This is a genomic window from Parvibaculum sp. (genome assembly GCF_045863935.1).
In the GTDB taxonomy this organism is placed as follows: Bacteria; Pseudomonadota; Alphaproteobacteria; order Parvibaculales; family Parvibaculaceae; genus Parvibaculum.
The window spans coordinates 1-11,988 of sequence record NZ_BTVP01000042.1 but is presented as its reverse complement, the minus strand read 5'-3'; the positions used below and the strand labels follow the sequence as shown (position 1 = coordinate 11,988).

The 11,988-nt window shown below is 58.9% G+C and carries 12 protein-coding genes and 1 pseudogene; 10 read left to right on the top strand and 3 right to left on the bottom strand.

The features are described 5' to 3' along the window. From ACKUUH_RS14750 to ACKUUH_RS14725, 6 genes are all read left to right on the top strand, one after another. On the top strand, positions 1–253 hold a 253-nt coding region (locus tag ACKUUH_RS14750; protein WP_407950670.1), incomplete at its 5' end, for a thiolase C-terminal domain-containing protein. A gap of 2 nt (positions 254–255) precedes the next feature. Continuing rightward, complete coding sequence (locus tag ACKUUH_RS14745) at positions 256–672, top strand: Zn-ribbon domain-containing OB-fold protein (RefSeq protein WP_407950669.1); 417 nt, start codon at positions 256–258, stop codon at positions 670–672. Between the two features lie 44 nt (positions 673–716). Continuing rightward, positions 717–1,910: an acyl-CoA dehydrogenase family protein gene (locus tag ACKUUH_RS14740; protein WP_407950668.1), complete on the top strand. Its 1,194-nt coding sequence runs from the start codon at positions 717–719 to the stop codon at positions 1,908–1,910. An 11-nt stretch (positions 1,911–1,921) separates the two neighbouring features. Beyond that, positions 1,922–3,007 (top strand): acyl-CoA dehydrogenase family protein, encoded by a 1,086-nt coding sequence (locus ACKUUH_RS14735; RefSeq protein ID WP_407950667.1) that lies wholly within the window; start codon positions 1,922–1,924, stop codon positions 3,005–3,007. A 104-nt stretch (positions 3,008–3,111) separates the two neighbouring features. Then, positions 3,112–4,311 (top strand): acyl-CoA dehydrogenase family protein, encoded by a 1,200-nt coding sequence (locus ACKUUH_RS14730; protein ID WP_407950666.1) that lies wholly within the window; start codon positions 3,112–3,114, stop codon positions 4,309–4,311. A 93-nt stretch (positions 4,312–4,404) separates the two neighbouring features. Beyond that, complete coding sequence (locus ACKUUH_RS14725; protein ID WP_407950665.1) at positions 4,405–5,604, top strand: acyl-CoA dehydrogenase family protein; 1,200 nt, start codon at positions 4,405–4,407, stop codon at positions 5,602–5,604. A 76-nt stretch (positions 5,605–5,680) separates the two neighbouring features. Here ACKUUH_RS14725 and ACKUUH_RS14720 read toward each other — a convergent pair. Beyond that, positions 5,681–5,836 (bottom strand): annotated as a pseudogene (locus ACKUUH_RS14720) (pimeloyl-CoA dehydrogenase small subunit); the annotation flags it as partial. A 174-nt stretch (positions 5,837–6,010) separates the two neighbouring features. Between ACKUUH_RS14720 and ACKUUH_RS14715 the strand changes: the two are divergent. The 4 genes from ACKUUH_RS14715 to ACKUUH_RS14700 all read left to right on the top strand — a co-directional run bounded on the left by ACKUUH_RS14715 (position 6,011) and on the right by ACKUUH_RS14700 (position 10,150). Continuing rightward, positions 6,011–7,186, top strand: a complete 1,176-nt coding sequence (locus ACKUUH_RS14715) for a thiolase domain-containing protein (protein ID WP_293507217.1) — start codon at positions 6,011–6,013, stop codon at positions 7,184–7,186. Next, positions 7,183–7,575 (top strand): Zn-ribbon domain-containing OB-fold protein, encoded by a 393-nt coding sequence (locus tag ACKUUH_RS14710; RefSeq protein ID WP_304734278.1) that lies wholly within the window; start codon positions 7,183–7,185, stop codon positions 7,573–7,575. The genes ACKUUH_RS14715 and ACKUUH_RS14710 overlap by 4 nt, the downstream gene beginning before the upstream one ends. 152 nt (positions 7,576–7,727) lie before the next feature. Then, positions 7,728–9,338, top strand: a complete 1,611-nt coding sequence (locus tag ACKUUH_RS14705) for an acyl-CoA synthetase (RefSeq protein WP_407950664.1) — start codon at positions 7,728–7,730, stop codon at positions 9,336–9,338. 59 nt (positions 9,339–9,397) lie between these two features. After that, complete coding sequence (locus tag ACKUUH_RS14700) at positions 9,398–10,150, top strand: glucose 1-dehydrogenase (RefSeq protein WP_407950663.1); 753 nt, start codon at positions 9,398–9,400, stop codon at positions 10,148–10,150. 105 nt (positions 10,151–10,255) lie between these two features. On the opposite strand, the gene ACKUUH_RS14695 is transcribed toward ACKUUH_RS14700, so the two are convergent. Together ACKUUH_RS14695 and ACKUUH_RS14690 are read right to left on the bottom strand one after the other, a co-directional pair. Then, on the bottom strand, positions 10,256–10,723 hold the full coding sequence (locus ACKUUH_RS14695) for a MaoC family dehydratase (protein WP_407950662.1): 468 nt from the start codon (positions 10,721–10,723) through the stop codon (positions 10,256–10,258). Positions 10,724–10,811: 88 nt separating this feature from the next. Then, positions 10,812–11,988, bottom strand: a 1,177-nt coding sequence (locus ACKUUH_RS14690) for a cytochrome P450 (protein ID WP_407950660.1), incomplete at its 5' end; no start/stop codon positions are given.

Here is an 11,988-nt window from a genome sequence, read left to right as displayed (position 1 = left end):
GGGCTATTTCGAGCCGGGCGGCGCACTCGATTTCGTCAAGGATGGACAGATCGAACTCGGCGGCAATTTTCCGCTCAATACGCATGGCGGTCTTTTGAGCGAGGCGCATGTGTGGGGCCTCAATCATGTACTTGAGGCGACACGCCAATTGCGCGGAGATGCGGGCAAGCGGCAAATTCCGGATGCTGAAATCGGACTCGTGACCGGATGGGGTGATCTGGGCGATGGCAGCCTCGCGATTTTGAGGAGGTAAGAATGGAAATTCAGCAACCGAAATATCCTCAGCCCGCGACCGTCGATCCGGTCGACGCGGAATTCTGGAAGCTTTGCCAGGACGGCGTCCTGCGTTTTCAACAATGCAGCTATTGCGATACATGGCGGTTCCTGCCGCGTTACATGTGCGCAAAATGTAGCTCGCCGAATTACGAGTGGAGGCCGAGCGGCGGGCGCGGCCGCATTTTTTCCTGGACGGTGACCTACCAGCCCTTTCATCCGGCTTTCGCCCGCGACGTGCCCTATATAGCTGCGGTCGTGGAATTGGACGAAGGCGTCCGCATGGCGACGCGCTTGCTTGACTGCGACCCGGAGGCGGTGAAACTCGACATGCCTGTGACCCTTGTCTTCAAGGACATCGGCGACGGATTCAAGCTTCCGTGTTTCAAGCCTGCCTGAAATAAAAGTAGAGCCAATCGCCATCGACGCATCGGAGATCTGGAATGGATCTGGCATACGGCCCCAAATACGAGGCTTTCCGGGACGAGGTCAGGGCGTTCCTGGCAAAACACAAGGATCAGGCGCCGAGGGGCCTTGGCGCCGCCGGGCGTCCGTCTCCCGAAGCCTGTTCCTGGCAGCAACTGTTGATCCAGCACGGCTATGCGGCGCGGACGATTCCGAAAGACTATGGCGGCTATGGCGCCAAGCCGGACATTCTGGAATCGCGTATCATCGCGGAGGAATTTTCCAGCGCTCGTGTACCTTCTGCGTTGCAGAACCAGGGTATCTCCATGCTGGTGCCGACGCTTCTGGAACTTGGCACCGAGGAGCAAAAGAAAAAATGGGTGAAGCCGACGCTTAGCGGCGAGGTGGTCTGGTGCCAGGGATATTCCGAGCCGGGTTCAGGTTCGGACCTCGCCAGCCTTCAGACCAAGGCGACTGAAGATGGCGACGATTTCGTCATCAACGGCCAGAAGATATGGACCAGCACCGCGCACGAGGCGGACATGATTTTCTGTCTGGTACGCACGGAGCCCGATAAACCCAAGCATGAAGGCATTTCTTATCTGATCTTCTCGATGAAGACGCCGGGCATCGAAGTCCGTCCGCTCACTACCATGACGGGCCATGCCGAATTCAATGAAGTCTTCTTCACGGATGTGCGCGTACCGAAGACGCAGATCGTCGGCCAGCGCGGGCAGGGATGGCTCGTCGCCAACGCAACGCTGAAATACGAGCGCGGAATGCTGGGCGATCCGGCCGCCATGGAAACAAGGTTCCAGGCCCTTGTCGATCTGATGCGCGAGGAGACCGTCGACGGGCAGCGGGCCATCGACAATCCGATTTTCCGGGACCGCCTGGTAAGGCTTCAGGCGGAACTTGCCGCCATGAAGTTCAATGGGCTCCGGCTGCTGACCAGCGCGAGCAGGGGTGAGGACCCCGGCTTGGCGCGTCTGATCGTGAAGCTTCAATCCTGCGAACTTACCCATCAAATATCGGCGCTCGCGATCGACGTCATGGGAGAGTTTGGCGTTCTTTACGACGACAGCCCCTATCTGCGCAGTCACGGCTCGTGGCAGTGGGGGTACATGTTTCAGCTTGGGCTCATCATCGGCGGCGGCACGGCGCAGATTCAGAAAAACATTATTTCGGAACGTGGGCTCGGTATGCCGCGCGAACCGAAGCCGGCAAAATAGGAATTCATCCGATGGAATTTGCATTGTCGGAAGAGCAGCGCCTGTTGCAGGACAGCGTCCGCCGTTTTCTCGAACAGAATGCGCCGCTCGACAAGGTGCGCCTTGCCGCCGGAAACACGCATACCGTTCAGCGGTCCCTGTGGGCGGGCGCCAGCGAACTGGGCATCCCCGGAATGCTGATCCCGGAAGACTTTGGCGGCATGGGTCTGGGGCTTCTCGATGCGGCGATCGTTTACGAGATGATCGGACGGCATGTGGCGCCTCTGCCCTTTCTCGGGACCACCGTCATGGCGCCGCTCGCGCTGATGCTCGCCGGCAGCGAGGCTCAACAGGAAAAGTGGCTTCCGAAGATCGCTGCGGGTGAGATTGTCGCAGGCGTGGCCGTCACGGAAAAAATCGGCATCCGCGAAGATGCGGGCGTGAAAGCCCTGAATGGAACGCTCACGGGCAAGTCCCTCTTCGTGATCGACTGGGCTGAGGCCGATTTCTACATCGTGGCCGACAGCGAACATGGACTTCATCTCGTTCTGCCCGATGCGAAGGGGTTGTCACGGCGGGCGCTCAACACCATCGACAAGACCCGATCGGTTGGCGAGCTTGTCTTCGATCGGGTTGCGGCCGAGCCCTTGCCACGATCCAGCGCCGACGCGGTAGCGCGGATGATAGATGCCGGCAGGGTCATGCTTGCAGCCGACACTCTCGGCGCGGGTCAGATGATGCTCGAAAAGGCGGTGGCTTATGCGGGAGAGCGCAAGCAGTTCGGCCGTGTGATCGGGTCGTTTCAGGCCGTGAAGCACCTCTGCGCCGAGATGGCGGCCGCTCTCGAACCATCGCGTTCGCTGGTGTGGTATGCGGCCCATGCGCTGGATGAAGTGCCGCGCGACGCGCGCCTCATGGCGTGTCATGCCAAGAGCCACCTGTCGGAAGTGGGCCGCTTCGTCGCGCGCACCGCAACCGAGGTTCATGGCGGCATGGGCTTCACCGATTTGCTGGGCCTGCATTACTGGTTCAAGCGGATTGGGCTCGACCGGCAGTTGCTGGGCGGGCCGGAGTTGGTTCGTCTTGAAGCCGCGCGCTTGCAGGGCTGGGCTGCCTAGATCGCGACCCGGATATTGGGAAGCATAGATCCAGATGTCGATGAGTGTTGCCGCGACACACGGCGCGGGAATATTTCCACCGGCCCGGCAATGGGGAGATATGCATGAATATCGACTTCACACCGGAGGATGAGGCATTTCGCGACGAGGTTCGCGGGTTTATCGCGGCGAATCTTCCGCCGGAATGTGCGGATTCGCCGACTCTGGGTGTGATGACCGACAAAAGCGTGGTCAAGCGCTGGCACAAGACGCTTTACGAAAAAGGCTGGGCCGCGCCCGCCTGGCCCGAGGAGTATGGCGGCACGGGATGGAACGCGACGCAGCGGTTTATATTCAACGAGGAAATCGCCAGAGCCAATGCACCGCGTTTGATGCCTTTCGGGCTGACCATGGTTGGCCCGGTGATCTACACCTTCGGCAACGCCGAACAGAAGAGCCGCCACTTGCAGGGCATACTTTCGGGCGACGTCTGGTGGTGCCAGGGCTATTCCGAACCGGGCGCCGGTTCAGATCTCGCTTCGCTTAAAACGACGGCGGTGCGCGACGGCGATCATTACGTCGTCAACGGCCAGAAAATATGGACGTCCTATGCGCATGAGGCCGACTGGATTTTCTGTTTGGTGCGCACCGAGCAGAGCGTCAAGCGGCAGGAAGGGATTTCCTTCCTGCTCATCGACATGAGGACACCCGGTATCGAAGTGCGTCCGATCATCTCGATCGCCGGTCTGCACCATCTCAACGAAGTGTTTTTTACCGACGTCAAGGTGCCGGTGCAAAACCTCATAGGCGAGGAAAACAAGGGCTGGACCTACGCCAAATACCTGCTTGTCCATGAAAGAACGAGTATCGGTGGCGTCCCCGAGTCCAGGAAGAAGGCTGCGCATATCAAGGCGATGGCACGAGCGGAGCGGAACGCGGATGGGGGCGCGTTGATGGACGATCCCGCGTTCCAGCGCAAACTCGCGGAGATAGAAGTCAAGCTCACCAGTCTCGAATACATGAATCTGCGGATTCTCGCCGATGCGGCGGCGGGAAAGGCGGTTGGACCGCAATCGTCCCTGCTGAAGATCGTCGGAAGCGAGGTTCAGCAGGCTTTGGGCGAACTCGCTGTCGAAGCCGTCGGCTATTATATCGAACCGTTCGGGCAAGGAGCCCTGCCTGGCGGCGTCAACGCACGGGATATAGGCCCCGCCCATACGCAGAACGTGTGGGCGGATTACGGCTATGGCCGCGCCGCGAGCATCTATGGTGGATCGAATGAGATTCAACACGACGTCATCGCCAAGGCGATTCTGAATCTTTGAAAGCGGCGGACAATTCGGTCTTTTGCCCGCTCGGATAAATTCATTATAATGAAAAATGCAAATACCCGGATCGTTGCCGCGAAAGGTCAGTAGATGGATATAGAGCTTACGAAAGAGGACGAAGCCTTCCGCGCGGAAGTCCGCCGATTCATTTCGGAAAAATTGCCCAGGGAACTCGCGGAGAGAGACACAGTGGGCGCGGCTGGTGAGCGCAGCTCGCTCAGGCGCTGGCAGAAAGATCTCCACGAGAAAGGCTGGGTAGCGGTCAATTGGCCCAGGCAGTATGGCGGCACTGGATGGACGCCGATGCAGAAGCATATTTTCAACGAGGAGATGGCCGCCGCTAACGCACCGCGACTTTCTCCATTCGGTCTGTCCATGGTGGGACCGGTGATCTACACCTTCGGCAACGAAGCACAGAAAAAGCAGCATCTGGCGGGTATTCTTACCGGCGATGTCTGGTGGTGCCAGGGTTATTCGGAACCGGGGGCCGGATCGGATCTCGCCTCGCTGAAAACCAGGGCCGTGCGTCAGGGCGACCATTACATCGTCAACGGCCAGAAAATCTGGACGTCCTATGCCCATGAAGCCGATTGGATATTCTGTCTCGTGCGAACGGATGAGACCGCCAAACAGCAGGAAGGCATCTCGTTCCTTCTGATCGACATGAAGACGCCCGGCATCGAGGTGAAACCGATCATTTCCATCGACGGCCTGCATCACTTGAACGAAGTTTTTTTCACTGATGTCAAGGTGCCGGTGACGAACCGCATCGGCGATGAAAACAAGGGCTGGACCTACGCCAAGTTCTTGCTCATCAACGAGCGCACTGGCATTGCAGGTGTTCCCGAGTCCAAGCGCAAGATCGCGCAACTCCGAAAGATCGCGAGACAGGAAAGGCTTGGCGATGGCGCGGCGCTGGCGGACGAACCGGCATTCATGACGAGACTCTGCGAAATCGAGGTGAAGCTCACGGGTCTCGAATATACCAATCTGAGGATCGTTGCGGAGGAAGTGGCGGGCCGTCCCGCTGGCCCCTCTTCCTCGACCTTGAAGATTGTAGGGACCGAAGTTCAGCAAGCGTTGTCGGAGCTTGCCGTCGAAGCCGCCGCCTTCTACGCCATGCCATTCCAGAGGGAACATTTGATTGGAATCGCCAATGAAGCGCCCGTCGGACCCGCCTATGCGGTGAGCGTGACAAGCGCCTATAATTTCGGTCGCGCCGCTTCGATTTATGGCGGTTCGAACGAAATCCAGCGCAATGTCATCGCAAAGGCCGTTCTGGGACTTTGACGGACAATCCGGACATGCGAAGGGCCGCATCCGGGATGCGGCCCTTTTTATTGTCAGTCCACCCAATCCTTCGGACTCACGCCACCTGCGAATAACGCTTCAACTGGTGATCGAAGGTGCCGAACTGGGTGTCGATCAACGTCAGCCGCTTGAAGTAGTGACCGACATTGAGCTCGTCAGTCATGCCCATGCCCCCGTGAAGCTGCACGGCCTGCTGGCCAACGAAGCGGCCGTCCTGACGCCGCCCGCGTTTTCAATCTTTACCGTCCCCAAACCGTTTCTCCCTCGCCCATCCGACCTGTTTTTCCGATCGGCCGTAGTCAGTGCTTCCGCCTTTCGTGGACGGGCTGGACGTTTCCCCCACGAATGCGCTAAGCAATAGGGAAATCATGATAAGGGAATAGGGATGGGTATCAACGGAAAATCCTACATAGTCGGCATCTACGAGCATCCATGCCGCGCGGCGCTGGACAAGACGCTGCCGCAACTTCACGCCGAGATCGCGAAGGGCGCGCTGGCGGACGCAGGTCTTTCAAAGGACGACGTTGACGCGTATTTCTGCGCTGGCGACGCGCCCGGGTTGGGCCCGATCAACATGATCGAATATATGGGTCTCAATAATGTGCGTCATATGGACAGCACGGAGACCGGCGGGTCTTCCTACATCGTCCATGTCAATCACGCCGCGCAGGCCATCGCTGCGGGGCATTGCAATGTGGCGCTGATCACGCTGGCCGGTCGGCCGGTTGCCGATGCGAAAGAAGGCAAGCCCGTCCGTTACTACAACCAGCAAGCGCCGGACTTTCCGTTCGAAATGCCTTATGGCCCCAACGTCACAAATATGTACGCCATGTGTGCAATGCGGCATATGTACGAATACGGCACCACCAGCGAGCAGCTCGCATGGATCAAGGTCGCCGCATCCCACCACGCCCAGCACAATGAACAAGCCAGGCTCCGCGACGTTGTGACCGTGGAGGATGTTGTCAATTCACCGATGATTGCCGATCCGCTGCACAGGCTCGACTGTTGCGTCATCACCGACGGTGGCGGCGGCATTGTGATGGTGAGCCCGGAAGTGGCGAAGTCGCTGAAGCGCACCCGCGTCAAGGTTCTCGGCGCCGGCGAGGCGCCCAAGCATCTCGCGGCGGGCCAGGTCGATCTGACCTATTCCGGCGCGTGTTGGAGTGGGCCCAAAGCTTTCGCTGAAGCCGGCGTCACGCCCACCGACATTAAATACGCCTCTATCTACGATTCCTTCACCATTACAGTGCTGGAAACGCTCGAAGATCTGGGTTTTTGCAAAAAAGGTGAGGGCGGGAAGTTCGTCTCGGACGGCAACTTGATTTCTGGCGTCGGCAAGTTGCCCTTCAACACGGATGGCGGAGGATTGTGCAACAACCACCCGGGCAATCGCGGTGGCATGACCAAGGTTCTTGAAGCAGTCCGCCAAGTTCGCGGTGAGGCTCATCCGAAGGTTCAGGTTCGCAATTGCGATATTGCGCTGGCGCATGGAACCGGCGGGCTTCTGGGATCGCGTATGGGCAGCGCAACCGTTATTCTCGGGAGTGAAGACGCATGAGCACCGACCAGAAAAGCAAGATTAACCTTGTAGTCAATTCCGAGAGCAAGCCCTACTGGGAAGGCGCTGCCAAGGGGCAGCTCCTGATCCGGACCTGCAATGCCTGCGGCAAGGCGCACCACTATCCGCGGACTATTTGCCCGCATTGCTTCTCTGATGACACGGCGTTTGTCGAGGCATCGGGCAATGGCGTGATCTACAGCTATTCGGTTACGCGGCAAGCCAAGCCGCCTTATGTCATCGCCTACGTAACGCTTGATGAAGGGGTCACGATGCTCACGAATATCGTCGACTGCGAAATCGACAGGATTCGGATCGGACAGAAAGTCAGGGTCAAATTCTCCGAGGCCGGTGACGGATACGCACTGCCGGTGTTCACGTCCGCATGATGCGGCGTTTTCGTTGACCGGCATTCCGGCGGGCTTGATCCCTCGCCGGAACATTCGGCAACGGGCCGGTTGAGACAGGGACGGTTAAGGACGGAACGGCTCGATTGCAAGAAGGCCGACCCGCGAGGAGTGGATTTTTCAGGGAGGATTATATGACGTGGAATTTCGGTGATATTCTCGACAGTATCTCGTCGGCTTTGCCGCCGGATGCGCCCGCCCTTATTCATGGCGATCGGGTGATTACATGGGGAGAAACGACTCGGAGATCCAACAATCTCGGGCGCGCGCTGATCGCGCGCGGTGCCAGGCCCGGCGACAAGGTCGCGTTCTACATGCGAAACCGGCCCGAATATGTCGAGACCATGGCGGCCTGCTTCAAGAGCCGTCTTGTCCATGTCAACATCAACTACCGCTACAAGGCGGACGAAGTTTTTTACATCTTCAATGACTCCGACGCGCAAACGGTCGTGTACGGTTCCGAGTTCCGGGACATCATCGTCGAACTGAAAGACCGGCTGACGAAAGTCGCCACTTTCATCGAGGTGAACGAAGACGGATCCGCTGCCCCCTTCGCGGAAAATTACGAAAAGGTCGTCACCGGCGGAGATGGCGCGCCGCTTGACATCGAGCGTTCGCCGGACGATCTGCTGTTCATCTATACGGGCGGCACGACGGGCATGCCCAAAGGCGTGATGTGGCGTCACGACGACATGCGGGAGGCTCAGCTCACCACGCTTCGCGCATTGGGTCCGATCCCGGAGACGCTCCCCGAACTGGTCGAATTTATCAAGACTTCCGGTCCTGGCCCCAGGTCGATGCCGGCCTGCCCGCTGATGCACGGCACCGGCTTCATTACGGCTATCGGTAATATGATGAGCGGCGGATGCATCGTCACGCTGGAGAGCCCCACTCTCGACGCGCATGAACTCTGGTCCGCGGTTTCGCGCCGTGGCGTCAATTCTCTGGCGATCGTCGGTGACGCTTTCGCCCGGCCGATGCTGGCGGCGCTCGACGAGGCGCCCGGCAAATACAACCTGGCCAGCGTCGTCGCGATCGTTTCTTCCGGCGTTATGTGGAGCACGGAAGTGAAGCGCGGTCTGCTCAGACATTTGCCGAATGTCATTCTGATGGATTCCTTCGGCGCCTCGGAGGGGCTCGGTTTCGGCAGTTCGATCATGACCAGCGCCGGCGAGGTCAAGACCGCCAAGTTCCAGATCGGCGGCCGGTGCCGCGTGTTCGATGAAAACGATCAGCCGGTCGAACCCGGCAGCGGCAAGCCGGGCATCATCGCCATGGGGGGCCCGATTCCCGTTGGTTATTACAAGGATCCGGAAAAGACCGCCAAGACCTTCAAGACCATCGCCGGGGCCCGCTATTCCATTCCCGGCGATTGGTGCGTTGTGGAAAAGGACGGGAGCCTGACATTGCTGGGACGCGGCAGCGTCTGCATCAACACGGCGGGCGAGAAGGTCTACCCGGAGGAGATCGAGGAAGTTCTGAAGACGCATCCCGCCGTCGAGGATGCGCTTGTCGTCGGCGTGCCCGATCAGAAATGGGGTCAGGCCGTCACAGGCATCGTTATGCTGGCGAAGGGCGCGAAGTTTGACGAAGAGGACTTGCGCAAGCACGTCCGCTCGCACCTCGCCGGCTACAAAACGCCCAAGCGCATTCTGGTGGGCGTCGCACCTCTTCGCGCGCCGAACGGCAAGGCCGACTACAAGGGCGTTACCGATTTCGCGAAACGCGAGCTTGGGGTTGCCTAGGCGACGATTTGAGTGACGGCGCCGGAGACGGCGCGCGGCATCCGCAACGGGAGGACTACATGGGACGGGTAGACGGGAAAATCGCCTTTGTGACGGGCGGCGCCAATGGCATGGGGCGTTCCCACGCCTTGCTGCTTGCGCGCGAAGGCGCAACGCTGATCGTGACCGACATGGACGAGAAGGGCGGCAACGCCGTGGTCGAGGAGATCAACGATCACGGTGGGCAGGCACGATTCTTCAGGCACGATGTGTCGAGCGTGTCGGATTGGGAGCGGATTTCACAGCAGGCTATGTCCACTTTCGGACGCGTCGACATCCTCGTGAACAATGCCGGCATCCTCGTTTTTTCTGCTGTGCAGGATACCTCGAATGAAGACTTCGCACGTGTTCTCGACGTCAATGTTAAAAGCGTATTCTATGGCACAAAATACATATTGCCCGCGATGAAGGCGGCCGGTGGCGGCTCGATCGTCAATATTTCCTCGATCTACGGACTGATCGGTGCGCCCGCCACGGCGGCGTATCAGGCATCGAAGGGCGCCGTTCGCTTGCTGACGAAATCGACGGCTGTGGATTATGCGCCTTTCAAGATTCGCGTGAATTCCGTGCACCCAGGAATCATTCGCACGAATATGACAAAGAATCTTCTCGGCGATGCGGATGTCGCCAAACAGGTCCTGAGCGCCACGCTTATTGGTCGTCCCGCCGAACCCGTCGAGGTTTCCTATGCGGTCCTGTTTTTGGCATCCGACGAGTCGTCCTACATGACCGGCTCCGAGGTTGTCGTCGACGGCGGCTACACGACCATGTGATGCATAGCGAAGCGATGGAGACTGAATTCACTGAAGGTCGAGGGGGGTGTCGCTGAAACGGGGAGGGGATTTCCCGAAGAGCGCTGACGGGCCGGACGCCGGATTTTATGTTCGGGAGGCGTCGGACCGGCCAGCCATCATTCGCAAGGGCGTATATTCGATCACCGTTTCGTTCCGTTGGGTCACGATCCGGTTGCTGGTGCGCACCAGTCCGCGCCCCTTGGATGTCGCCCGCGCTTGAAGCACTTCGCATTCTACATGAATTGTGTCGCCGACAAAGGTAGGTCCCTTGACGTTGAATTCCATGTGCAGAAAGGCGAGGCCCGTCTCCTGCATCATCGACTGGACGAGTAAACCTTCGGCCATGCAATAGACCAGCGCGCCGGGCACCACGCGACCGTTCATGGGGCCGTGGGCCTTGAGATATTCGACATCGGTGAAGAGCACTTCCACCATGCCCGTCGTGTTGATGAAATTGACCAGGTCGGTTTCGGTGATCGTCCGGCCGATGGTGCGGAATTCCTCGCCGACCGTGAGGTCGTTCCAGCACATGCCGAGGCCTATCTTTCGCATGCCCTCTCCTTGCAGGTAGCGGCGGCGACACGGTCCCACCCGCGAAATCCCGTGACCGATGCCGGAAAATGCGTTCCGATGTTTTGCTTCAGCCTGGAATTCTGACCGGCATGCTCGAGTAGCCATTGATCAGATTTGAAAAAACCCTCTCGGGTTCGCCGATCACTTCGATCGGCTTGTCGGGCCAGCGTTTCAGGATTTCTTCCCAGACGACGCGGAGTTGCATTTCTGCCAGCCGGTTACCGACACAGCGATGGATACCGAAGCCGAAGGACAGGTGCTGGCGGGGACGCTTGCGGTCGATGATGAAACTGTTGGCGTTTTCGATTGCCTCTTCGTCCCGGTTGCCAGAGACGTACCACATGACGACTTTGTCGCCCTTCTTGATCTGCTTGCCGCCAAGCTCTGTATCCTGAAGCGCGGTACGACGCATATGTGACAAGGGTGTCTGCCAACGGATGATTTCGGGAACCATGGATTCGACGAGCGCCGGGTTGTCCCGCAGCTTCTTGTATTGATCCGGGTTCCGGTTCAGTGCCAGCAAGCCGCCGGTGATCGAGTTGCGGGTCGTATCGTTGCCGCCGACGATCAGGAGAAGAATATTCCCCAGATACTCCATCGGCCCCATGTTTTTCGTCGCTTCGCCCTGGGCCAGCATGGTGATGAGATCGTTGCCTGGCTCGGCCGCGTTGACGCGCTGATTCCACAACTCGGTGAAGTAGGCGGCGCAATCGCGCAATTCATTCCTGCGGGCCTTCTCGGCCTCCTCGTCACCGAAGGCTGTGCCGGCGGTGGCTACATCCGACCAGCGGGTGAGTTTCGAGCGCTCTTCCCAAGGGAAATCGAAAAGAGTAGCGAGCATCTGCGTTGTCAGCTCGATCGACACGCGGTCCACCCAGTTAAACGTTTCATTGATCGGCAGCGAATCGAGAATCTTGCCGGCGCGCTCGCGGATCGTGCTTTCAAGTTTCGCCAGATTGCCGGGTGCGACAATGGGGCTTACGACCTTGCGCTGCGCGTCGTGTTTCGGCGGGTCCATCATGATGAACATGGGCAGGAAAAACCCTTCTTCCTGGTCTCGCAAGGCAACACCGCCCAATGTTGCTTCGGATGAATAGATGCCGTGGTTGGTGTCGACATGCATGATGTCTTTGTATTTCGTGACTGACCAGAACGAGCCGTATTCGCTCTTCTTGCAGTAATGGACCGGATCCTCGTGGCGCAGCCGCTCGAAATACGGCCAGATCGTATTCGTTCTGAACAGT